Source organism: Herbaspirillum sp. WTB6 (assembly GCF_057457785.1).
This window is the reverse complement of the sequence record NZ_CP176522.1, coordinates 446,056-470,985: the sequence shown is the minus strand read 5'-3', so window position 1 is coordinate 470,985 and position 24,930 is coordinate 446,056. Positions and strand designations below refer to the sequence as shown.

16 protein-coding genes are annotated in these 24,930 nt (G+C 58.4%); 10 read left to right on the top strand and 6 right to left on the bottom strand.

Annotated elements, in window-relative coordinates; genetic code table 11:
• Positions 1 to 238: 238 nt before the first annotated feature.
• From ACK2VC_RS02180 to ACK2VC_RS02135, 10 genes are all read left to right on the top strand, one after another.
• Positions 239 to 1,285 (top strand): DUF6765 family protein, encoded by a 1,047-nt coding sequence (locus ACK2VC_RS02180; RefSeq protein WP_486731953.1) that lies wholly within the window; start codon positions 239 to 241, stop codon positions 1,283 to 1,285.
• 86 nt (positions 1,286 to 1,371) lie between these two features.
• Positions 1,372 to 2,031, top strand: a complete 660-nt coding sequence (locus ACK2VC_RS02175) for an SOS response-associated peptidase (protein WP_486731952.1) — start codon at positions 1,372 to 1,374, stop codon at positions 2,029 to 2,031.
• Between the two features lie 83 nt (positions 2,032 to 2,114).
• Positions 2,115 to 5,240, top strand: coding sequence for an error-prone DNA polymerase (locus ACK2VC_RS02170; RefSeq protein ID WP_486731951.1), 3,126 nt, complete (start codon positions 2,115 to 2,117; stop codon positions 5,238 to 5,240).
• Between the two features lie 299 nt (positions 5,241 to 5,539).
• Positions 5,540 to 7,102 (top strand): class I SAM-dependent DNA methyltransferase, encoded by a 1,563-nt coding sequence (locus ACK2VC_RS02165; RefSeq protein ID WP_486731950.1) that lies wholly within the window; start codon positions 5,540 to 5,542, stop codon positions 7,100 to 7,102.
• Positions 7,092 to 8,426 (top strand): restriction endonuclease subunit S, encoded by a 1,335-nt coding sequence (locus ACK2VC_RS02160; protein WP_486731949.1) that lies wholly within the window; start codon positions 7,092 to 7,094, stop codon positions 8,424 to 8,426. Before ACK2VC_RS02165 ends, ACK2VC_RS02160 begins: the two co-directional genes overlap by 11 nt.
• 28 nt (positions 8,427 to 8,454) lie before the next feature.
• Positions 8,455 to 11,583: a type I restriction endonuclease subunit R gene (locus tag ACK2VC_RS02155; protein ID WP_486731948.1), complete on the top strand. Its 3,129-nt coding sequence runs from the start codon at positions 8,455 to 8,457 to the stop codon at positions 11,581 to 11,583.
• 128 nt (positions 11,584 to 11,711) lie between these two features.
• The gene (locus tag ACK2VC_RS02150; protein ID WP_486731947.1) at positions 11,712 to 12,254 is read left to right on the top strand and encodes a hypothetical protein; all 543 of its coding nucleotides are present in this window, start codon (positions 11,712 to 11,714) and stop codon (positions 12,252 to 12,254) included.
• Positions 12,255 to 12,520: 266 nt separating this feature from the next.
• Positions 12,521 to 13,279 (top strand): DNA/RNA non-specific endonuclease, encoded by a 759-nt coding sequence (locus ACK2VC_RS02145; protein WP_486731946.1) that lies wholly within the window; start codon positions 12,521 to 12,523, stop codon positions 13,277 to 13,279.
• A 310-nt stretch (positions 13,280 to 13,589) separates the two neighbouring features.
• Complete coding sequence (locus ACK2VC_RS02140) at positions 13,590 to 16,283, top strand: UvrD-helicase domain-containing protein (RefSeq protein ID WP_486731945.1); 2,694 nt, start codon at positions 13,590 to 13,592, stop codon at positions 16,281 to 16,283.
• A 60-nt stretch (positions 16,284 to 16,343) separates the two neighbouring features.
• Complete coding sequence (locus ACK2VC_RS02135; RefSeq protein ID WP_486731944.1) at positions 16,344 to 18,068, top strand: hypothetical protein; 1,725 nt, start codon at positions 16,344 to 16,346, stop codon at positions 18,066 to 18,068.
• A gap of 490 nt (positions 18,069 to 18,558) precedes the next feature.
• Here ACK2VC_RS02135 and leuD read toward each other — a convergent pair whose 3' ends face one another.
• The 6 genes from leuD to ACK2VC_RS02105 form a co-directional block, all read right to left on the bottom strand.
• Positions 18,559 to 19,194: a 3-isopropylmalate dehydratase small subunit gene (leuD, locus tag ACK2VC_RS02130; RefSeq protein ID WP_486731943.1), complete on the bottom strand. Its 636-nt coding sequence runs from the start codon at positions 19,192 to 19,194 to the stop codon at positions 18,559 to 18,561.
• Positions 19,194 to 20,597, bottom strand: a complete 1,404-nt coding sequence (gene leuC / locus ACK2VC_RS02125; protein WP_486731942.1) for a 3-isopropylmalate dehydratase large subunit — start codon at positions 20,595 to 20,597, stop codon at positions 19,194 to 19,196. Before leuC ends, leuD begins: the two co-directional genes overlap by 1 nt.
• On the bottom strand, positions 20,594 to 21,487 hold the full coding sequence (locus ACK2VC_RS02120) for a hydroxymethylglutaryl-CoA lyase (protein WP_486733306.1): 894 nt from the start codon (positions 21,485 to 21,487) through the stop codon (positions 20,594 to 20,596). Before ACK2VC_RS02120 ends, leuC begins: the two co-directional genes overlap by 4 nt.
• Positions 21,488 to 21,531: 44 nt before the next feature.
• Positions 21,532 to 22,728, bottom strand: a complete 1,197-nt coding sequence (locus ACK2VC_RS02115; protein WP_486731941.1) for a CaiB/BaiF CoA transferase family protein — start codon at positions 22,726 to 22,728, stop codon at positions 21,532 to 21,534.
• Between the two features lie 167 nt (positions 22,729 to 22,895).
• Positions 22,896 to 23,561 carry an isochorismatase family protein gene (locus ACK2VC_RS02110; protein WP_486731940.1) on the bottom strand — a complete coding sequence of 222 codons (666 nt, stop codon included), beginning with the start codon at positions 23,559 to 23,561 and terminating at the stop codon, positions 22,896 to 22,898.
• Positions 23,562 to 23,631: 70 nt separating this feature from the next.
• Positions 23,632 to 24,930 (bottom strand): TRAP transporter large permease, encoded by a 1,299-nt coding sequence (locus tag ACK2VC_RS02105; protein WP_486731939.1) that lies wholly within the window; start codon positions 24,928 to 24,930, stop codon positions 23,632 to 23,634.

Genomic DNA, 24,930 nt, shown 5'->3' with positions numbered 1-24,930 from the left:
AGCTTCATTTCATTGTATTTTAGCAATGCTAGAGTGACAATACCGGTGGAGATCGTCCCTGGAGGCACGATGATTAAGCGGCCATTCACGCTCAAGGGACGTGAATTTGTACTTCGATTAATCAGCAGGCTGATGAAGGGAACGCAACTGGATAGAAGGAACGACTTGTTTTGGGGGAAATACTGATATTTGTCAAATAAACAACAAAATTAACAGGGACTAATCGATGCAGTATGACATGCACTATTATGCAACATATGCAATGGCCGCAGGAGCTGGTATTCCAAAATCGGATGCCGAAATTATCGCAACATCCAGTCAATTCGTTGATGATCAAAACGTCACGGAATGGGTACTGAGCAAGTCTGAGGAAGGTATTCTGGGGGTCGCGACAGCACACCACCCTCTCGAAGCTGGCATACGGACAATGTTTGGTACCACGGAGAACAACGATACGCGTCGCGTTTGGGTGCCGTTCCACTTCTTGCCGGGTGCAGAGGGCAGTACGTTCCGGGACAAAATGATTTGCCGGAAGAATAGCAAGGTTGCCAACCACTTACTCGACTATTACTTGAGCGACGCGACCATGAACGCGCACAAGCAGCACGCCTTGCAATTAATGGGCATTGCTGCCCATGTCTATGCGGATACCTTTTCACATTATGGCTTTTCGGGGCTTAGCGCTGAGACGAACGAAGTGCGGGTCGAATCAATCAAAATCGATGATGGACATTCGCCTTCCATTCTTGCGCATATTGCGCGACAACGTGATGCGTTTATGGCCACTTTCACTCAAGCCGCAAGACTTGGCCACGGATCCGTTCTCACCAATCCAGACCGGCCATATTTGAAATGGTCGTTCGAGTATCAGAACGGTGCACAGTCGCTACGGGATAACCCTACGACCTTTTTGGAAGCTTGTCAGGCGCTCTATACACGTTTTGTGCAATTTGCTTCCATGCATTATGACAAGCCGCCAAGGCCACTGGTCGAGTGGGGTGACCTCGAAAAACCGGTTAAGGCAATCATAGCTAGGGAGGGAAGTGCCGATGAGCGGGCACGATTCTGGACCAATGCGATGAAGGAGGGGCAGTTGGGTGCGGTTACTGCTTGCAGTGGCTATGATTCCATGAGTTGGCTGAATGAAATTGAAACTTTTCGCAGCAGCGCCAACGCGATAGACTTCGTCAATTCTAACCCCTACCGTTTCTTTGTGGCGGCGGACTATCATCGCAATTATGTCCTCAAGCGACTTCTTCCAAGCTTTGGATTGGTGGCCGCATAGCGATAGGTAGATCGACAGTTTTCCACATTTCATTTGGTTTTGCATTTGCAGCTAATACTTCGCACAGAGGTTGCTAAAATCAACTCATGTGCGCCAACTATCTCCCCGCCACGCCGGAACAGCTACAGCGCTATTTCGGTGTGGCACCGCCGGACTCGATGTACAAGGCTGAGGCCTATCCGGGCTACATGGCACCAATGATTCGGCCTCCCCACGCCGACGCGGTGCCCGGCGACCGTGCATGCGCATTGGCAATGTTCGGCATGGTGCCGCACTGGGCGAAGCCTGACCTGGCGCACCACACCTACAACGCCCGGACTGAGACCGTTGCTACCAAGCCCAGCTTCCGCAACGCTTACAAGAAGCGGCAATTCTGTATCGTTCCCGTCCACAGCTTCTTCGAGCCGAGCTACGAAACCGGCAAACCAGTGCGCTGGGAAATCGCCCAAGCGGAGCGTGACCCGCTCGGGATTGCCGGCATCTGGGAATACCGCGCCGAGGGGCCGAACGGCTTGCCGCTGCTGTCGTTCTCGATGTTGACGATCAATGCCGACGGCCACCCGCTGATGCAGCGCTTTCACAAGCCCAGCGATGAAAAACGCATGGTCGTGGTTCTGCCGCCCGACCAGTACGATGCGTGGCTGCATTGCCCGGTCGACGAAGCGCCCGGCTTTTTCACGCGCTTTCCGGCAGACCAACTCACTGCTGCGGCCGCGCCACGGCTAGGGTCGAAATCAGCAAAATAGGTTTTGGGTAACTTTTAAAGCCGTAATAGTTAGTCAAAATCTATTCTGAGTTTATACTGTACGTATATACAGTATAAACGACCATGCTTGCCTACGCCGAACTGCAGTGCGTGTCCAATTTCACCTTCCTGCGCGGTGCCTCGCACCCAGAGGAACTGGCGGCGCGCGCCAGCCAGCTCGGCTACCGGGCGCTGGCGCTGACCGACGAATGCTCGATGGCCGGCGTGGTGCGCGCGCATACCGAAGCCAAGAAGCTGGGACTCCATCTCGTCATCGGCAGCCAGTTTCAGGTCAGCGACGATGCCGGGCGGCCGGCTTTTACGCTCATCGCGCTGGCGCAAAACCGCAATGGCTACGGCAACTTGTGTGAATTGATTACCCTGGGCCGCACCCGGGCTGCCAAGGGTAGTTACAGCCTCCGCCTGGCGGATTTCACGCAGCCCGAGCCGGCGTATGCCCACTTGCGCGGATTGCCCGATTGCTTGGTGCTGCTGGCGCCCAAACACCATATCGCCGAACCCGACCTGCTCCAACAGGCGCAGTGGCTGCACGCCGCCTTCCCGGACCGCGCCTGGCTGACCTTGACCCTGCTGCACCAGTCGCACGATGCGCAACACCGGTTCGTGGTCGAACAGGTGGGCCAGAGCCTCGGTCTGCCGGTAGTAGCCACCGGTGACGTCTGCATGCACGTGCGCTCGCGCAAACCGTTGCAAGACACCCTGACGGCGATTCGCTTGCGCAAATCGATTGCCGATTGCGGCTTCGAGCTGGCACCGAACGCCGAGCAGCATTTGCGTTCCTGCCTGCGCCTGGGCAACCTGTATCCGCCGGCGGCGCTGGCCGAGACACTGCGGATTGCCGACCTCTGCACCTTCTCGCTGGACGAGCTGCGCTACGAGTACCCCGATGAACTGGTGCCAGCAGGCCAGACCGCAGCCAGCTACCTGCGCCAGGAGACCTACATCGGCGCCCACCGCCGCTTCCCGCTGGGGATTCCAGCCAAGGTGCAGCAGCAGCTCGAACATGAACTGGCGCTCATCGGCGAGATGACGTACGAGCCGTATTTCCTGACCGTGTACGACATTGTCCGCTTTGCGCGCGGGCGCCAAATCCTGTGCCAGGGGCGCGGTTCGGCCGCCAACAGTGCAGTGTGCTACTGCCTGGGTATCACCGAAGTTGACCCGGCGCGCAGCAACATGCTGTTCGAACGCTTCATCTCGAAAGAACGCAATGAACCCCCCGATATCGACGTCGACTTCGAACACCAGCGCCGCGAAGAAGTCATCCAGTATATTTACGGAAAATATGGCCGGCAGCGGGCAGCGTTGACCGGGGTCGTCATCAGTTACCGGCCAAAGAGCGCGCTACGCGACGTCGGCCGCGCACTCGGTGTGGACCAGAGCCTCGTCGACCAGGTGGCCAAGTCGCATCGCTGGTGGGATGGCAGAGCGGCGCTGGCCGAGCGTTTGCAGGAGTGCGGGCTGGATCCCGGCTCACCGGTGGCGGTGCATTGGGTCGAGCTCGCGCAACAACTGCTGTCCTTCCCGCGCCATCTGTCGCAGCACCCAGGGGGCTTCGTCATCGCGCGCGGCAAGCTGTCGCGGCTGGTGCCGATTGAGAATGCGGCGATGCCGGAGCGCAGTGTCATCCAGTGGGACAAGGATGACCTCGACGCGCTCGGGCTGCTGAAGGTCGATATCCTGGCACTCGGCATGCTGAGCATGATTCGGCGGGCGCTGGATCTGATTTCGCAGCAGCGGGGCGAGCGGTTCGAGTTGCAGGATATCCCTGCCGAGGATCCGGCTACCTACGCCATGATTGGCCGCGCCGACACCGTTGGTGTGTTCCAGATTGAAAGCCGGGCGCAGATGAGCATGTTGCCACGCATGCAGCCGCGCACCTTTTACGATCTGGTCATTGAAGTGGCAATCATTCGTCCCGGACCGATTCAGGGCGGCATGATTCATCCGTACCTGCGCCGACGGCAGGGGCTGGAACCGGTGACCTATCCGAGCCCGGCCATCGAGCAGGCACTGGCGCGCACGCTCGGGGTACCAATCTTTCAAGAACAGGTGATGCAAATCGCGATGCTGGCCGGCGGCTTCACGCCGGGCGAAGCGGATCAGTTGCGGCGGGCGATGGCAGCCTGGAAGAGGAAGGGCCAGCTCCACCAATTCCAGGACAAGCTGACCAAAGGGATGTTGGCCAATGGCTATTCGGAGGAGTTCGCGCAACAGATCTGCCAGCAGGTGCAGGGCTTCGCCGAGTATGGTTTCCCCGAAAGCCATGCGGCGAGTTTCGCCTTGTTGGCCTATGCCAGCAGCTGGTTAAAGTGTCACGAGCCGGAAGCGTTCCTGGCAGCGCTGCTGAACAGCCAGCCGATGGGCTTTTATGCGCCGGCGCAGCTGGTGCAAGACAGTCGCCGACATGGCGTTGTGGTGTTGCCGGTGGACGTCCAGGCCAGCAACTGGGAGGCGGCGCTCGAAGACGTGGGACGCGCGCGGCCGGCGGTGCGGCTGGGCTTGAACCTGGTGTCGGGCCTGGCACAGGAGGCGGGGTTCCGCATCGAAGAGGCGCGCGCCATCCAGTCGTTTGCCGATATCCACGACTTGGCGCTGCGGGCGCAGCTCAACAAGTTGGAATTGCAGAAGCTGGCCGATGCCAATGCGCTGGCATCACTGGCTGGGCATCGCCGTCAGGCGCTGTGGCAGGCGGTTGCCGGTGCGCCGGACAAGGGTTTGCTGAAGACGGCTGCGATTGTCGAGGAGGACATCCAGTTGCCGGCGCCCACCGAAGGAGACGATATTGTCAGTGACTACCGTTCGCTTGGACTGACGCTCGGGCGCCATCCGCTGGCGCTGTTGCGGCCGGTGCTCGCCAAGATGCGCTTTTTGCCGGCGGACGTGCTCAACACCTTTGCCGATCGCCAGGTCGCGCGCGGTTGCGGCATCGTGACGGTGCGCCAGCGGCCGGAAACGGCGAAGGGCGTCGTCTTCTTGACGATGGAAGACGAGACCGGGTCGGTCAACGTGATTGTGTGGCGGGATTTGGTTGAGCGGCAGCGCAAGGAATTGCTGGGGGCGTCATTGCTTGGCGTGTATGGCATCTGGCAGTGCGAGCGGAATGTGCGGCACCTGGTCGCCAAGCGCCTGGTGGATTTGTCGCACCTGCTGGGCAGGCTCACGGCGAGCAGTCGGGATTTTTGCTAACGGCTGACAGTGCTGGCTAGGGCAGAACCTTACCTGCATTCCGGCTCTGGGATGAAACAAACGATTAGGAGGCGGAAGGCTTGGGAAAGCGTCATTTGACGGGTGCAGATTTGGCTAAAAAATGGACTGTCGTCCTGAAGAAAGACTATTTCGATTTTAATAAAGAAGAAATGGCTATGCCCATCATTCATTGTTAAATAAGTATTTTTCCCGTTTGACCTTTCTTGACCATTGCCGCATCGCTGCGCTTCAGGGGCATAATAGGTGTTGCCCGATAATAATTTTTTATAAACTGCAGAATGCTCGACGACCTTAAAAAAACACTCTGGGCCACGGCCGACAAGCTGCGCGCCAACATGGACGCCGCCGAATACAAGCACCTGGTGCTTGGCCTTATTTTCCTCAAATACATCTCCGACACCTTTGCCGCGCGCGGCGCCGAACTGGCTCTACGGTTCGCCGACGCGTCGGATGACTACTTCCTGCCGGATGCGACAGCGGCATCTATCGCGGCGGAACTGGAAGACCGGGATTATTACAAAGCAGCCAACGTATTCTGGGTGCCAGAGACCGCTCGTTGGGAGACGCTGCGCGCCACCGCCAAGCAGCCTGACATTGGCAAGCGCATCGACGATGCCCTGAGCGTCATCGAAAACGAAAATCCCAAGCTCAAGGGTATCCTGGACAAACGCTACGCCCGCGCCCAACTGCCTGACGGCAAGCTGGGCGAATTGGTGGATCTGGTGTCCACCATCGGCTTCGGCGCCAATGCGTCAGAAGCGCGCGACGTGTTGGGCCAGGTGTATGAATACTTCCTGGGCATGTTCGCCAGCGCCGAAGGCAAGCGCGGTGGCCAGTTCTACACGCCGGCGTCCATCGTCAAGACCCTGGTGGCCGTGCTGGCGCCGCACCATGGGAAAGTGTACGACCCGTGCTGCGGGTCGGGCGGCATGTTCGTGCAATCGGAAAAATTTATTGAAGCCCACGGCGGCAAGCTGGGCGACGTGTCCATTTACGGCCAGGAAGCCAACCCCACCACTTGGCGCCTGGCTGCGATGAACCTGGCGATTCGCGGCATCGACTTCAATTTGGGGCGCGAGCCGGGCGATACCTTCTCCAAGAATCAGCACCCCGACCTGCGAGCCGACTTCATCCTGGCCAATCCGCCATTCAACATCAGCGACTGGTGGCACGGCAGCCTGGAAGGCGACCCGCGCTGGGTCTATGGTGACCCGCCGCACGGCAACGCCAACTATGCCTGGTTGCAGCACATGCTGCATCACTTGAAGCCCAGCGGGCGAGCGGGCATCGTACTGGCCAACGGCTCGATGGGCTCCAGCCAAAACAACGAAGGTGTGATTCGCGCCGCGATGGTCGATGCCGACGTGGTGGAAGTGATGGTGGCCCTGCCGGGCCAACTGTTCTTCAACACCCAGATTCCAGCCTGTTTGTGGTTTCTGACCAAGCAAAAGAAGCGCAAGGGCGAGGTGCTGTTCATCGATGCCCGTAAGCTGGGCAAGATGATTTCACGCGTGCAGGCCGAGTTCGACGATGAAGCTATCAATCGCATTGCCGGCACTGTGGCTGCCTGGCGCGGCCAGGTGGAAGCGGATGCGACCATCACCGAGTACCAGGATGTGCCGGGCTTTTGCCGCAGTGTGCCGCTGGCCGAGATTGCCCAGCATGGCCATGTGCTGTCCCCAGGTCGCTTCGTCGGCGCCGAAGAGGTGGAAGACGACGACGAAGCCTTTGCCGACAAGATGCGGCAGCTCACGGAAAAGCTGGGCGAGCAGATGGCCAAGGGCGCTGAACTGGATGCGCTGATTCGGCAAAAGCTGGGGAGGCTGGGGTATGAGTTCTGAGTGGCCCACAGTTCAGCTTGGCGAGTGCATAGAACTGGTCACGGGGTATCCGTTCAAGAGTAGCGAGTACTCAGATGAGCCTGATGCGATTCATCTGCTTCGCGGGGACAACATCGGCCAAGGTGCCCTCCGCTGGGAAGGCGTGAAGAAATGGTGCCGTCATAAAACACAGGGCCTTGACAGCTACGAAATGAGGGAGCATGACATCGCCTTGGCGATGGACCGTCCTTGGATTCCTGCAGGATTGAAATTTGGGCGAGTCAGGAAAGGTGATTTGCCTGTGCTTCTCGTTCAACGGGTCGCAAGACTAAGGCCAACATCGCTAATAAGAGCAGACTATCTTTACTCTGTCATTTCTAGCAGAGAGTTCAGCGAATACATTCAGAACGTCACAACTGGTACGGCAGTGCCTCACATTAGCGCCAAACAAATTCGAGATTTTTCGTTCAGGCTGCCGGATTTGGAAACCCAAGGGCAGGTCGGAAAACTCCATGCGGCTTTCGACGACCGCATCAACCTCCTGCGCGAAACCAACGCCACCCTCGAAGCCATCGCCCAGGCGCTGTTCAAATCGTGGTTTGTCGACTTCGACCCGGTGCGCGCCAAGATGGAAGGCCGAGCGCCTGAAGGCATGGACGAGGCCACCGCGGCGCTGTTTCCGGATGAGTTTGAAGAGTCGGAGTTGGGAGCGGTGCCGAGAGGATGGCTGGTGCAGCCGATTGGAGACGTGGTCGAGACAGTGGGTGGGGCAACGCCCGACACCAAGAACGCAGCATTCTGGGACCCGCCGGTTCATCATTGGACATCGCCGAAGGATCTTTCTGGTTTGAAGTCACCTGTGCTTCTGGATACCGAGCGACGGGTAAGTCCCCAGGGGCTTGCCAAAATTGGCTCTGGGTCGTTGCCGGTAGGTTCGTTGCTCATGTCTTCCCGCGCACCGATAGGCTATTTGGCTGTCGCGCAGCTTCCAGTGGCCATCAATCAGGGGTATATCGCCATATTGCCCGGTGGTGCGCTGCCACCTTTGTTCATGCTGTTCTGGTGCAAACAAAACATGGACAACATTAAAGCTCGGGCGAATGGTTCGACATTCATGGAAATCAGCAAGAAGGCTTTTCGCCCGATTCCAATTGTCGTTCCTCCAGACGGTATTGTTCGAGCCTTCGTTGACGTAGTGAATATTTTATTTGCACGGTTGGTCGAGAACGAAAAACAGGCCAAAACTCTTTCCTCTCTCCGCGACAAGCTGCTACCGCATCTGATTTCCGGCCAACTTCGCTTGCCAGACGCAATGGAGACCGTAGCAGCGATGGAAGCCGCATAAGCAATCAGGACTCTGGGGAGATGTCCAAATGACCGAAGACCAATTAGAACAAGAAACCCTCGGCTGGCTTACTGAATTGGGCTACGCCCATCGCTATGGCCCGGACATCGCCTTTGACGGCAGCGACCCGCAGCGGGCGGATTACCGGCAGGTGCTGCTGCCGTTCCGGTTGCGGGCAGCCATCCAGCGCCTGAACCCGCACATCCCGCCGGTCGCATGCGAGGATGCCCTGAAGCAGGTGATGGACTTGGGCATACCCTCTCAGCTTTCCGCCAATCGACATTTCCACAAGCTCCTGGTGGGTGGTGTGCCGGTACAGTACCAAAAAGAAGGCGAAAGCCGCGGCGATTTCGTGCGCCTGGTCGATTGGTCCAACCCGGCGCGCAATGAATTCTGGGCAGTCAACCAGTTCACCATCAAGGGGCCGCACCATACGCGAAGGCCGGACATTGTGTTGTTCATCAATGGCTTGCCGCTGGTCTTGCTGGAGCTGAAGAACCCCGCCGACGAAGCCGCCGACATCTGGAAGGCGCACGACCAGATTCAGACCTACAAGGAGCAAATCCCCGACGTCTTCCAGTACAACGAGATACTGGTCATTGCAGATGGGTCCGAAGCGCGGATGGGGGCGCTGTCTGCGAATGCAGAGCGCTTCCTCCAATGGCGCACCATCGATGGCGTGAATCTGGACCCGCTCGGCGAGTTCAATGAACTCGAAACTTTAGTGCGCGGTGCCTTGGCGCCACGGTACCTGTTGGATTACCTGCGGTATTTTGTACTGTTCGAGGACGATGGCACCCTGGTCAAGAAGATTGCCGGTTACCACCAGTTCCATGCAGTGCGTGCGGCGATTGACCATGTGATGACGGCTTCTCGGCCGGACAGCCCGAGTGGCATCCAAGGCAAGGGCGGGGTAGTTTGGCATACGCAAGGCAGCGGCAAGAGCATCACCATGACTTGCTTCGCCGCCCGCGTGATGCAGGAAGCAGCGATGGAAAACCCTACCATCGTCGTCATCACTGACCGCAATGACCTCGACGGCCAGCTCTTCGGCGTGTTCAGTCTGGCGCAAGACCTGCTGCGGGAACAGCCGGTGCAAGCCACCACCCGGCAGCAGTTGCGCCAACTCTTGGCCAACCGACCTTCCGGCGGCATCGTCTTTGCCACCATTCAGAAATTCATGCCGGGCGAGGACGAAGACAGCTTCCCGCTGCTCTCCGACCGGCGCAACATCGTGGTCATCGCCGATGAAGCGCACCGGACCCAATACGGCTTCGATGCCAAGCTCAAGGGTAAAGCTGGTGAAGAAACCTACAAGGTCGGCTATGCGCAGCACCTGCGGGACGCGCTCCCTCAAGCCACCTTCGTGGCCTTCACCGGTACACCGGTCAGTGCCGCGGACCGCGATACTCGTGCGGTGTTCGGTGACTACATCCATGTCTACGACATGCAGCAGGCCAAGGAGGACGGCGCCATCGTCGCCATCTATTACGAATCGCGCTTGGCCAAGCTCAAGCTGAAACAGGAGGACCTCTCACTCCTTGACGACGAGGTCGACGAACTGGCGGAAGATGAAGAAGAATCGACCCAAGCACAGCTGAAGAGCAGATGGGCGGCCCTGGAAAAGGTGGTCGGTGCGGAGCCGCGCGTTGCCAGTGTGGCCGCTGACCTGGTTACGCATTTCGAGGAGCGCAACAAGGCGCAGGATGGCAAAGCCATGGTGGTGGCCATGAGTAGGGATATCTGTGTCCACCTGTACAACGAAATCGTCAAGATTCGACCTGAATGGCACGATGCCGACCCGGAAAAGGGGGCCATCAAAATCGTCATGACGGGCAGCGCCAGCGACAAACCGTTATTGCGGCCCCACATATACAGCAGCCAGGTCAAGAAGCGGCTGGAAAAGCGCTTCAAGGACCCGGGCGACTCGCTGCGCCTGGTTATCGTGCGCGACATGTGGCTGACCGGCTTTGATGCGCCTTGCGTGCATACGATGTATGTCGACAAACCGATGAAGGGCCACAACCTGATGCAAGCCATCGCCCGCGTGAATCGCGTGTTCAAGGACAAGCAGGGCGGCCTGGTGGTGGACTACATCGGCATCGGCAATGAACTGAAAGCGGCGATGAAGGAGTACACGGCCAGTAAGGGCCGCGGCAAGCCGACCGTGGATGCCCACGAGGCGCTCTCGGTGCTGCTGGAAAAGCTCGATGTGCTGCGCGCTATGCTGCACGGCTTTGACTATTCCGGCTTCAAAAGCGGCGGTCACAAAATCCTGGCCGGTGCCGCAAACCATGTTCTGGGCTTGCCGGCGGCACCGGGTAGCAAAGACCCGAAACGGGACGGCAAGAAGCGGTTTGCCGATGCCGCGCTGGCGATGAGCAAAGCCTTCAGCTTGTGCTGCACGCTGGATGAGGCAAAAGCAGCTCGCAACGAAGTGGCTTTTCTGCAGGCGGTTAAGGTCATTTTGACGAAGCGCGAGATCAGTGCCCAGAAAAAGACCGATGAGCAGCGCGAGGCTGCCATCCGCCAAATTATCAGCCAGGCGGTGGTCAGCGATAGCGTCGTCGATATCTTCGATGCGGTCGGGCTGGAAAAGCCCAACATCGGCTTGTTGGATGAAGAATTTCTGGCCCAGGTCAGAAACATGCCGGAGAAAAATCTGGCCGTTGAATTGCTGGAGCGGTTGCTGGAGGGGGAAATCAAGAGCAAGTTTGCCAGCAACATCGTGCAGCAAAAGAAGTTTTCTGAGCTACTGACCGGGGTCATCACGCGCTACCAAAACCGCAGTATCGAAACGGCTCAAGTGATGGAAGAGCTGGTCGAAATGGCCAAGAAATTCAAGGAAGCGGCCAGCCGCGGTGAACAACTGGGCCTGACTGACGATGAAGTCCGATTCTACGATGCGCTGGCCAACAACGAGTCTGCGGTAAAAGAGTTGACGGATGAAACGCTCAAGAAAATCGCCCAGGAACTGACCGAAAACCTGCGCAAGAACATCAGTGTCGATTGGTCGAAGCGGGAAAGCGTACGCGCCAGCCTGCGGTTGATGGTTAAGCGGATTTTGAGGAAGTACAAATATCCGCCCGATATGGCGGATTCCGCAGTGGAAATGGTGCTGCAGCAAGCGGAAGCACTGGGCGAGGCTTGGGTATAAGCACCCGAACTAGGTAGGTATTGCATTAAACGCTGTTTCTTGGCCGTTATCAATTCTGGAACTGGCACAGTGGCTGCAGTCCCGAGCACCGAAACAATTTTAATTTGAAAGAAATCAGGAGTCCGTCAATGCGTCCACCGTTTAATACTGAGCAAGAGCTGTCAAGTCGCGTGGCGTCTCTAAGTGAGCTCGGTCGCTTCGACTACCACCGTAGATTAGAGCAGTCATCGGTGTCGATATTGGCAGCATACCTTGAGAAAGAACTTGCTAAGCAAATCGAATCACAAGCGTCAGCAACTCGCACCAAAACTGCCAGAGTTAATATGGCAGCTGGCTTGTTTCTCCTACTACTTGCTGTGGTTGTCATCACAGCGGACCCACCTTACCTTCGAGTGGTTGCTTGGTTTGTTGCAGGATTTTGGGTCGCTTATTCAGGTTTTGCAGAGCTATTTGTTATTCCCCAACTTCGGCTAAAGCAGATGGCGCACTGGAACGCCTATCAGATACACGCTCGAGAATGGACGACAATACTAGGAAATAATGGTTTTGCTGAACACATGTTGGTGCGCGGTGCAGAATTTCGAGGCGAAGCACCTGAGAATGCAGAAGATGTTGAACTCGCAATTCACGGCTATGCACTTCTACAGGCCGAGAAAGCCACGCTCAAGTAGGGGTAAAGCCTAACCAGGCGTTCAGCGTGGACAGTTTGCAGCGGGGCAATCGCTTCGCAAATTTTGCGACCCGCTGCAAACCACTCCGCCGGCAAGCCGGTTCCATTCTGCTGGTTAACTTGGCGTGAAGCGACTGTGAACGTCCGCTTTCCACCTTCTCGACAGACCGTATTGGGTCGGGAGCTGTCCGTGGTCAGCACAAGGCTCCTGGTCAGCTTCAAGCGCATTGGTGATCAACAATGGCGAGCGCCCGCATACAGAGGACGATGCAAACAATTAGCCACATCATCACGGCGGCGCTCCTTACCGTTGCCGTCGCCGGCCCGGCCGGTGCGAAAGAAACACCGGTATCGGTAGACTTCAAGGCATGCCCGCAGTTCTTCGTCGCCGGTGCGGCCCCGCGCGTTCCAGCCTCGGTTCTGCCGGGGGCTCGGCCCCTGTGTTACGACGCGTTTGCGGTGCTGCATGCCGGTCGTAGCAAGACACCGGTTCTTGTTGCAGAGCGGCTGAACCGCTCTGTACTGCAAGCTGCGGCTGGTGAGAAACGCACGAACAAGTTCTTTGCCGATGCTCGCCTGCCATACGCTGAGCGGGCCCAACTCGCAGATTACAAGGGAAGTGGCTTTGACCGAGGTCACATGGCACCAGCAGGGGATATGCCGGCAGCGCAAGCGATGGCGCAGAGCTTTTCGTTGGCAAACATGGTGCCGCAAGCGCCGGTCAACAACCAGCGCTCCTGGAGTGGTATTGAAAAGGCAACCCGGAAGTACGTCATGCGCGCTCACGGCGACGTGTACGTCATAACGGGGCCGGTTTTCGACGACAACCCGCCCGTTATCGGTCCCGGCAGGGTCTGGGTTCCGAAATATCTTTACAAGCTCGTGTACGATGCGACGACAGGCCGCGCCTGGGCACACTGGATGGAAAACACGGACGAAGCGCGCGCAGGCCGCCCGATTCCATACCGTGAATTGGTTAACAGGACAGGAATTGAATTTCTGCCAGGGGTGCAGCCGCGAGACTAGCGGTAGCACAACACACTGGATATAACGCACTCGGTGTGTATGGTGTCTGGCAGCGCGAAGGGAACGTCAGGAATCTGGGCGCTAGGTCGCTGGTCAACTTGTCGCACCTTCTGGGGGCGCTGACGGTGGGGAGCCGGGATTTTTACTGGCAGCTACGGCGCAACTCCGATTTCATTGGATTCTGTTGGTTCAAAGGTATATTGCTTATATACGTTATCCTTAGTCCCTCGACAAAATAACAACAATTGGGGAACAGGGTGTGGCATTGACATGGGGGCCAACGTCGCCTGGAAAGCTTTTCACGACGGCCATGAAGTGGTCGTTCACGCTCAGGGGACAGGAATTCGTACTGCATCTTGACGGTAAGAGGGTGGATGGGAGCGTACTTGGTCTCGATGGGCTAAGTGCTGCACCCGGCATCTTCTGGTCCACGCTTGCGCTCCCCCTTCGCGGCGGGCAGACATTCAGGCTGGACGGCATCCCGAATTCCAAAGCGCGGGAAATGGTCGCTGCGGTGGGGGTGGCGCTCGAGGCGGCTAAGCGTCAGCAGCGCATTGCACAGTTGATTCAGAAGTTTGAAAAATCTGTGCCGACCGTGTTGCAGTGGGCGCGAAACGTACGAAACGCATGCGTGAGCCAACTCAAAACCAAGGGCTGGTTGACGCATGAATTCAAGCTTGAGCAGAATCGAATCAAGCCGCAAGGATTGGCCGAGCTGTTCGGCGCGCCCGAAATCGCCCAGCATCTGGGTAAGCAGCCCAAGGCGATCCAACAAGCTGTGAGTCTTTGGATGCGCGCCTTCGATTCGATAGCCGAAGGCATCAACGAGCGACACCTTGCGAAAGAGCTGCAGGATTGCAGGGATTTCTTCGACAAGGTCGAAAAGTCGCCTTTGACTGACGAGCAGGCGAAGGCTGTCGTGTGCTTTGACAACAGGGTATTGTTGGTTGCGTCTGCCGGTTCCGGCAAGACCTCCACGATGGTGGCCAAGGCTGGCTACGCTCTAAAGAAGGGCTATTTTGCGGCAGAAAGCATGCTGCTCCTGGCCTTCAACAATGACGCCGCATCCGAGCTGCGCGAACGGGTCAAGGCGCAGCTGGAACCCTTCGGGCTACCTGCGAACAAGATTGTAGCCAAGACGTTTCACGCGTTTGGGCTTGACGTAATTGGCGCCGCAACAGGAAAGCGTCCGACCATCGCGTCTTGGGTGGATAACGGAAAGGACCTGGACACGCTACTCGAGATAGTCGATGACCTTAAGGACCGGAATCCTGGCTTTCGAACCAATTGGGACCTCTTTCGCGTGGTTTTTGGCCAAGACCTTCCGGAATTTGGCAAGGAGCATCAGTTCCCGGATAGCTGGGACAAGGAAACTCGTCGTGAAGGATTTTGGACGCTAAACAACGACGTCGTGAAGAGTCGTGGTGAGCAACTGATTGCGAACTGGCTCTTCTACAACGGCGTGGAATACGTCTACGAGGCACCCTACAAATACACTACAGCCAATGCCACCCACAGGCAGTATCAGCCGGATTTTTACTTTCCAAAAATAGATGCCTACCTCGAACATTGGGCGCTCGACGAACATGGCAAACCGCCCCCCGAGTTCCTTGGCTACAAGGAGGGTATGGAGTGGAAAAAAAGGGTTCATGCCGACAACGGCACGACCCTTCTTGAGACCACTATGGCTGAACTGTGGTCAGGCAAGGCGTTAAAGCACCTAAGCAACGAGCTGACCAAGAGGGGTGTGGTGCTTGACCCGAACCCGGATAGGCCCGTGCCAGGTCGCAAGCCGATTGAGAATCCTCGGCTGGCCAGAACATTCAAGGCATTCCTGACGCACGCCAAGAGCAATCGCCTAAGCGTTGAACAACTGCGCCAGCGGCTCAAGGCGGGTGTAGCTGGACATTTCCGGTTTCGGCACATGATGTTTTTGGGCCTTTTCGAGGATATTTGGAAGGGGTGGGAATCGAAGCTCCGGGCCAACGAATGCATTGATTTCGAGGATATGCTGAACCTTGCCGGCGACTGCATCGAGCAGGACAAATGGTCCAGTCCCTACGAGCTGGTAATGGTGGATGAATTTCAGGATGTGAGCCAGGCGCGCGCTCGGTTGGTTGCAGGTCTCGTCAAAACCCAGGGAAAATGCCTCTTCGCAGTGGGGGATGATTGGCAGAGCATCAATCGATTTGCTGGGGCTGACTTGGCAGTGATGACGGATTTCGAGGATAAATTTGGACCCACCGTTGCTCTGCGGCTGGAGCAGACTTTCAGATGCCCGCAATCGCTGTGCGACATCAGCAGTGTGTTCGTACAGAAGAACCCCAAACAGTTGAAGAAGAACGTGCGTGCTGCTAGACCTGACGTAGCAGAGCCCGTGCGCATCATTCGTGTCGATGACGAGGCCAGGATTCGCGGCGCCGTGACCCGATGCGTCGAAGAGATTGCCTCTCAAGACGGTCGTGGCAGCGAAAAGACCCGCATCTACGTTCTGGGTCGATACAACAATGACCGGGCTTACCTGCCTTTAGGCTATGACGACACGCGAGTCGAGCTTGAATTCGTTACAGTCCACTCGGCCAAAGGATTGGAAGCTGACCACGTTATCTTGCCAAAGATAACCTCGGAGGCGTTGGGCTTTCCCAGCCGGGTAGTAGACGACCCGGTACTTCAACTGGCGATGCCAGGTGGTGATTCGTTTGAGTTTGCCGAAGAGAGGCGCTTGTTGTATGTGGCGCTGACCCGAGCAAAGTCTAGCGTGACACTTATCACGATTGCTGGCAAAGAGTCGATATTCATTGCTGAACTGGTTAGGGACCACCAGCTCGAAATGCGCAATCTCGACGGTTCGGAGAGTTCAAGCGACGTCTGCCCCGGTTGCCAGGAAGGCTTTCTGGTCAAGAAAAAGGGTAGGTATGGTCCCTTTTATGGCTGTAGTCGGTTTCCACTGTGCAGGCACACCAGGAAATTCGACTCAAATAATGGTTATGGCGGCTGCGCATAGGGCGGACGTTTTATTGTCAGTTTCAAATTAAGCGCAAGGGAGCGGTGAGGGGTTGGTCAGATGAGTATGGCACGCGCAAAGGAAAACTTTGAAGGGCTTCTCGGCGACAGCGAGAGCAGGGTATTGGCTTTATCCGGAAAGTGGGGGACTGGTAAGAGCTATATGTGGAAGGAGCTGCGCGATGCATCCAAAGATCCAGTGATTAGGGCATCGCTATATGTGTCCCTGTTCGGAGTGGCCTCGATCACGGAACTCAAACTCAAGCTCGCCCAATCCGCGGTGCCTTTGGTGGGCACGAAGGGGCCTGGGATGGACACTCTGAAATCCGCGATCAAAGCCGCGAAGCAGGTCGGTAAGACGTTCTTCCACGGTGTCTCGGCTCTCGACGAGATCGCCCTTCTCGCCGTCCCCGCACTCGTGCGCAACAAATTCATCGTGGTCGATGACATTGAGCGCAAGCACGAAAAGCTAGCCATCGACGAAGTTCTGGGATTCATTGATGACTTCACACAGAACTACGGGTGCAGGATCCTCCTGATACTGAATACCGACCAGCTTGCCGACAAGAACGTATGGGAGAAATTCAGGGAGAAGGTCATCGACGATGAGGTTCAGTTGGACACAACGCCGTCCGAAGCGTTCGATATCGCGATCCAGCTCTCACCTAGCCAGTTCTCAGCGAAGATTAAACCAGCGGTTGAAGCCTGCGGGCTTACCAACATCAGAATCGTCCGCAAGGTCATTCGCGCAGCGAACAGGATCCTTGTCGGCCACACACCCCTCTCGGACGACCTTTTGAACCGCGTCATCCCGTCCACCGTGCTGTTGGCGGCCATTTATTACAGGGGGATCCAGGATGGCCCGACCATGTCCTTCGTTCTCGATCTCGAGTCTTCGTTTTCCGCCCGTATTGTGCTTCGCGAGCGCAAACGTCAGGGCAAGGTGGAGACGGAGGAGGACAAGATGCACGCCCGCTGGGGGCTGGTGCTTGAGCGTCTTGGAATCACCAGCACCGACGAATACGAGAAACTGGTGGCCAACTTTCTGAACTCCGGTCTTTTCGACCGTTCCGAACTCGACGCAATTATCGGCCGCTATCGCAGCGAAGCCCGATTTGCCGGAGCGCAATCTCGTACCCGCGCATTCTTTCAATTGACGATCTGGAATCCGGAAATGCCAGTCGTGCAAATATTGGAGGCGGCATGCACGCTGCTCACCGACATCCCATACCTCGATTGCTATACTGTCACGTCACTACACAAATACCTGTTGGACTTCGATGGCGGGCAGTTGATCGCAGAGCAGATGGTGGCTTTGTGGATAGCCGGGCTTCAGGCTAAAGCGACAGAACCTGGGGCCGATCCCCGTCAATTCATTCTCGATAATTGGGGGAATCGGCCGTTGCATCCTTCAATCGTGGCTGCTTTCGAAGAGGCGCGCGGTCGAGTGGAGAAGCCAAAGACACTGCTGGACGTATGTCTCTTCCTTGCCCAAAGCAACGGGTGGAACCCCTCCGATGAGGTCGTCCTGCAGTCGGCGACCGTCGACGACTTCATAAGAACTATCCTTAGCCTGCGGGGCGAGCCGCTCAAAGTGTTTCTGCTCAAGAATATGGATTTCTACGCGAACCGCACGACTTACGAAAAACACTTTGGTACGGCCCCAGGTCATTTCCTTGAAGCCTGCAAGAGGATTCGGGCTGAGCGTGCCGGTACGCGATGGGTTAGCTTAATCGAGGGCCTATTCAATGATTCCAAGCTGGGCGCCGAATTGAAGGGATCTTAGGCTTTTGCGCCAGAGTAGAAGCCAGTCGGTGAACATGAATTGACTCTGGCGGTAGCGTGAACCGGTGGGGGAATTTTTGACCACATCGGCGCAAACCCCGCAAAACGCGCACTGTATGCATAAACAGTGGCCCTTGATTTTACTGGGGTTTCAGGCTGTGCGCGTTCTGCGCGCTTAACTCGAAATCAGGCGTACGGTTTCCCGTACCGTGGGTTCGAATCCCACCCTCTCCGCCAAGAATAAAGCCCCGCAAGGGGCTTTTTTCATTTGGAGAGGAGCACGCATGCATGGGTGGGGATTCGAAGGGTTCGGCTTGAGGAATGTTGGCGCATCCTTCCCCAGCAAGGAACGAGCATGATGTTCTGCGTCTGAGCCGCTTTCGGGCGGCTTTATCTTTCCTGGGCAATGCCAGGCCACAAGACGCGGCAAATCAGCGGCGGAAATCGGCCGTCATCGGGCTGAGGTCGCCCCGATGACGCGGACGCTCGGCTTAAAACGCCCAATCCTCCTCGCGCCGCCTGCGCGCCTCGAACGCCTTGATCTTGTCGCGGTGGCGCATTGTCATCTCGATATCGTCGAGGCCGTTGCGCAGCCGATATTTTCGAAACGGATCGAGTTCGAATCGGGTGACGCGATGATCGAGCCAGATGATGGCTTGCGCCTCGAGATCGACCTCCAGACGGAAGCCGGGCGTGGCTTCGGTCGCCTGGAATAGCTCTTCGATCTCGCTCTCCGGCAAGATGACGGGCAGGATGCCGTTCTTGAAACAGTTGTTGTAGAAAATCTCGGCGAAGGAACTGGCCAGGATCACCCGGAATCCATAATCCGCAAGTGCCCATGGCGCATGTTCGCGCGAGCTGCCGCAGCCGAAATTTTGCCGCGTCAGCAGGATGCTCGCGTTGGCATAGCGCGCATGGTTGAGCACGAAATCCGGATTCTGCGGACGGTGCATGCAGTCCTGGTCTGGCTCGCCTATGTCGAGATAGCGCCAGCCATCGAACAGGTTGGGGCCGAATCCCGAGCGTCGGATCGATTTCAGGAATTGCTTCGGGAAGATCGCGTCGGTATCCACGTTGCTGCGATCGAGCGGCACGACGATGCCGCTGTGGACGGTGAATTTTTCCATTATTGCCAATCCCTGACGTCAACGAAGTGTCCCCTGATTGCCGCCCCTGCCGCCATGGCCGGGCTGACCAGGTGGGTGCGGCCGCCCGGGCCTTGGCGGCTTTCGAAATTGCGGTTCGAGGTCGAGGCGCAGCGTTCGCCCGGCTCGAGCTGATCCGGATTCATGCCGAGGCACATCGAGCATCCGGGTTCGCGCCAGGCGAATCCGGCATCGATGAATATGCGGTCCAGCCCTTCGCTTTCCGCCTGCCGCTTGACCAGACCGGAGCCGGGAACCACCAGCGCCAGGCGCACGTTGCCGGCCACCTTTTTGCCGCGCACGATGGCCGCGGCGGCGCGCAGATCCTCGATGCGGGCATTGGTGCAGGAGCCGATGAATACCTTGTCGACCCGGATATCGGTCATCAGCGTGCCGGCAGCCAGGCCCATGTAGGAGAGGGCGCGCGCCATTCCGTCGCGCTTGACCGGATCGGCCTGTTCCTGCGGGTCGGGGACGCGCCCGCCTACCGCGCAAACCATTTCCGGTGATGTGCCCCAGGTAACTTGCGGTTCGATGCCGCCGACGTCAATCGACAGTACGCGATCGAATTCGGCGCCCTCGTCGCTCTTCAGGCTGCGCCAGTAGGTCGCGGCCCGCTGCCATTGCTCGCCTTTCGGTGCCAGGGGGCGCTGCGCCAGATAGGCGATGGTCTTGTCGTCGACGGCGATCAGGCCGCAGCGCGCGCCGGCTTCCACAGTCAGGTTGCACAGGGTCATGCGACCTTCCATCGACAGCGCGGAGACGGCGTCGCCTGCGTATTCGATGGCATAGCCGGTGGCGCCGGCGGTGCCGATGGTGCCGATCATCGCCAGCGCCATGTCCTTGGCGGTGACGCCATGCGGCAGGCGGCCGTCGAAACGCACCAGCATGGTCTTCGATTTCTTGCTGGGCAGGCATTGCGTCGCCAGCACATGCTCGACTTCGGAAGTGCCGATGCCGAATGCGAGGCAGGCAAACGCGCCATGGGTGCTGGTGTGGCTGTCGCCGCAGACGACGGCCAGTCCGGGTAGCGTGATGCCCTGTTCCGGGCCGATCACGTGAACGATCCCCTGGCGGCGATCGTTCATCGGGATTTCCGTGATCCCGAATTCGTTGCAATTCCTGGTCAATGTTTCGACTTGCAGGCGGGCCACCGGGTCGGCAATCTCTACAGTGCGGTCGGTGGTCGGGATGTTGTGGTCGGCAACCGCGAGGTTGGCGGCGATGCTCCAGACCTTGCGCCCGGTGCTGCGCAAGCCTTCGAATGCCTGCGGCGTAGTCACTTCATTGAGCAGATGCCGGTCGATGTAGAGCAGGGTAGTGCCATCGTCCTCGACATGCACTGCGTGTTTTTCCCAAAGTTTGTCGTACAGGGTGGATTTCATGTCTGCTCCGGAAATTTTTCGGCCAGCCATGCCGGCGGGGCGTAGCGCCGCAGGCGCGGGCCGGCTTGCGCCATCTGGCTGAATACTGGGCGGCCGACCAGCTCTGACATCGAGCGCACGGCATCCAGCAGTGCCTCGAAATCGACACCGGTGTCGTGGCCCATGGCTGTGAACATGTGTACCAATTCCTCGGTACTGACATTGCCGCTCGCCCCCGGCGCATAGGGGCAGCCGCCCAAGCCGCCGGAGGCAGCGTCGAAGCGGCGGATGCCGGCGTCGAAGGCGGTCAATGCATTGGCCAGCCCCATGCCGCGCGTGTTGTGCAGGTGGATGGTGAACGGCATGGCCGGGATTTCGCTCTGCAGCCGTTCGCAGAGCCGTCCGACCTGCGAAGGAAACGCCATGCCGGTGGTATCGCAAATCGTGATGCCGGCGGCACCGGCATCGCTCAGGGACTGGGCCAGGAGCACCACTTGTTCGGCATCGATTTCTCCATCGAACGGGCAGCCGAATACGGTCGACAAGGAAGCATTGCAGGGGAGTCCGATGCGCTCCGCTTCGCGCAGCACCTCCTTCAAGGCGGCCAGCGATTGCTCGCGTGTCATGCGCAGGTTGGCGCGATTGTGGGTTTCGCTGACCGACATCACCAAATTGATTTCATCCGGCTGGCCGGCGACTGCGCGCTCCATGCCGCGCAGATTCGGTACCAGCGCCGTATAACGCACGCCGGGTGCGCGCCGGATGCCCGCCATTACCTGCTCGGCGTCGGCCATTGCCGGGATCGCCTTGGGAGAGGTATACGACGTGGCTTCGATACGGGCAAAGCCACATGCCGACAAGGCATCGATGAAGGCGATCTTGCGCTCGGTCGGAATGAAGTTACGCTCCATCTGGAAACCGTCGCGCGGGGAAACCTCGTTGATTTCGATTTTGCTCACGATACGATGCCCTCCGCTTTGAGGGATTCGATTTGCTCCTGATTCAAGCCGGCCTGGGCCAGTACGGCGGCGGTGTGTTCGCCCAATACCGGCGCCCGAAAGCGGATCGCGCCCGGCGTGTCGGACAATTTCGGAATGATTCCCGGCACTTCCACTTCGAGGCCGTCGGCGTCGCACACCGTTTCAATCACCGCACGGGCGCGGTAATGCTCGTCCTCGGCGATGTCCTTGGCGGAGTAGATCCGTCCCGAGGGCACGCCCGCCTTGCGCAACTGCACGAGAGCATCCTCGAGCGTCACGGTTTCGGTCCAGGCGCCGATGGCGGCATCCAGCTCCTCGACCCGTTTGGCGCGGCCATCGTTTTTTGCCAGCTCGGGATCATCGGCCAGGTCGTTGCGGCCGATCAGGAGCATCAGGCGCTTGAAGATGGAATCGCCGTTGCCGGCGATCAGCACGTAGTCGTCGCCATGGCAGCGGTAGGCGTTGGAAGGCGCAATTCCGGGCAAGGCGCCTCCAGCCGGCTGGCGCGATACGCCGAATACCGAATATTCCGGTAACAGGCTCTCGGTCAGGTTGAATACTGATTCATACAGCGCAACGTCGATCATTTGACCGAGCCCGCCGCGCGCATCTCTCTGATACAAGGCCAGCAGAATTCCCAGCGCTCCGTGCAGGCCGGCGATGGTATCGCCCAGAGACACGCCGGCGCGCACCGGCACGCCGCCAGGTTCGCCAGTGATATAGCGCAGGCCGCCCATCGCCTCGGCAATTGCGGCGAACCCGGGCTCATCGCGTTTGGGACCGTCCTGGCCGTAGCCCGACACGCGCAGCATGATCAGGCGCGGATTGGCAGCATGCAGTTGTTCCCAGCCGAGACCCCATTTCTCCAGGGTGCCGGGCCGGAAATTCTCGATCAGGACGTCGGCCGATAGCGCGAGGCGGCGCACCAGGTCCTGGCCTTCTGCGCGGCGCAGGTCGATGCAGATCGACTGCTTGTTGCGCGATTGCGCCTGCCACCAGACCGAGGTGCCGTTTTGCAGCATGCGCCATTTGCGCAAGGGGTCGCCGTCACCGGGAGTTTCCACCTTGATCACTTCGGCGCCAAAATCCGCGAGCGTCTTGGCAGCGAAAGGACCGGCAATCAACTGACCCAATTCAAGTACGCGAATACCGGAGAGAATTTGATTGTTCATGGGCGATTTAAAAAAATTATCGAAAGGCGTAGCGGTGCCACACGCTCGCGGCCATGGCTCGCGAGCGGGCGTAAAAGGGGTGCATTGTGTGGTGCGCGGCGAATCGGATGTGGTCATGCGCGCTCCGGGATTGGAGAACGCCTATCGCCATGCCGCACTTGCCAGGGCTAGGATGCGGGCGTGCGTAGCGATCCAGGATCGGCGGAGTCGGCGCGCATCGCCTGAAGATCCTGCAGCATCATGTCCAGGCTGACGACATCGGCATATTTACTGTTCATGTCGATCAGATTGCTCTCGTGCTGGGCTGCCGAGCGGTCCGCGACACATTCGCGCACCACGAACGGCGGAAAGCCGTACTGCATGGAATCCACCACGCTGGCGCGGACACAGCCGCTGGTCGTGCACCCGGCGACGATCAGCATGTCGCAGCGGGCCGAAGCCAGGATTCCAGACAGGGGCGTGCCGAAGAATGCCGAGGCTTGCGTTTTATACAGGAGCAGGTCGTCGTTCCGGTCGTAATCCAGGCGAGGATCGAGCTGGCATGCCTCCGAGTCGCGCCGCAGCAACTTGAGGGAGCTGCATTTCTGCCCCCAGCAACCGATGTCGCGCAAGTTGCCGTCGTAGCCCACCACGGTAAAGATGACCGGGCCGAGGCCACGCATTGCGCCGATCAGGCGATTGGTGGCAGCAATCGATTCGCTGCAGTCCGAAGCCAGGGGACTGACTTCGGTTTCAGTAAAGCCACGTTGAAAATCGATCACCAATAATGCCGGCCTGGTTCCTTTTTCCAGTTTGCCGTTGAAGCCGCTGAGAATATTGTCCTTGTCGTCCATACCTTTTTTCCCCTCAATCTGCAACAGGGGTCGCGCGCCGTCACGGCATGCGACCTATCCCGTATCAAACCTACATAATGCTCGGCAGCCAGAGTGCGATCTGCGGGAATGCCGCCAGGATCGCGATTGCCACCAGTTCCACCACCACGAATGGCAGTGCGCCCAAAATAATGTTGTTGAGGGAGATATCCGGCGCAATTCCCTTGATCACATAGAGGTTCAAGCCGACCGGCGGCGTGATGACCGCCATCTCGCAGGTGATGATCAGGATCACGCCAAACCAGATCGGGCTCAAGCCCAACGTGGTGATGACCGGCAGCAGTATCGGGGTCGCGATTACGATCACAGAGACGATATCCAGGAACATCCCGATCACCAGCAGGAACAGGATGATGAAGGTCAGGATCACCCAGGCCGGCTGCGACACCTCGGACAACATCATGACCAGCTTTTGCGGGATCATCAGGCGAGTCATGATGTAGCCGAACAGCAGCGCGGAGACCAGAATCAGCAGGATCATGCCGCTCGTGACCGCGGTCGAGCGGAATATCTCGAAAACCGTCTTGATGCTCAATTCGCGGTAGGAAGCGGCCACGATGAAGCCGCCCATCGCGCCCAGGCCGGCTGCCTCGGTCGGAGTGGCGATACCAAAATAAATGGTGCCCAGTACCAGCAGGACGATGAGGACGGCGGCCCAAACGTCGCGCAAGGCCTTGAAACGGTCCGACCAGGTAATGACGTTGCGTTCTGGCGGAGCCATGTCGGGGCGCAGGACGCATAGGGTGCCTACGTACAGCATCATTAGCCCGGCCACCAGCACCGCCGGCAGGATTGCTGCCGTAAACAGCTTGCCGATCGATTGGCCGGCCACTTCTCCGTAGAGCACGAAGCCGATGCTGGGAGGAATCAGCAAAGCCAGTGCACCGGCAGCCGCCACGGTCCCGCCCGCCAGGGCGGGAGAATATTTTCGCTTCAACATCTCGGGAATCGCAAAACGGCCAATGGTCGCGGCGCCGGCGACGCTAACGCCGCTCATCGCGCCGAACACCGCCGAACTGCCGATGCTGGCCACGGCCAGGCTGCCGGGCAGGCGATTCATCCAGAGCAGGAACAGGGAGAACAGCTTGCCGCCAATGCTGGTGCGGGCAATGACTTCCCCCATCAGGATGAACAGCGGAATGGAAATCAGGGAATACGAAGCCAGCCCGCGATGCAGGACATCCGGTATGGCGGTCAACGACTGCCAGCCGCCATGCAGGAACATGCCGAGGATGCTGGCCACGCCAAGCGAGGCAAAAATCGGGGCGCCGACCGCCAGCAGGAAGCCAAACAGGGTCAGAATGATGACGAAAATGAGAGTGGCGTCCAA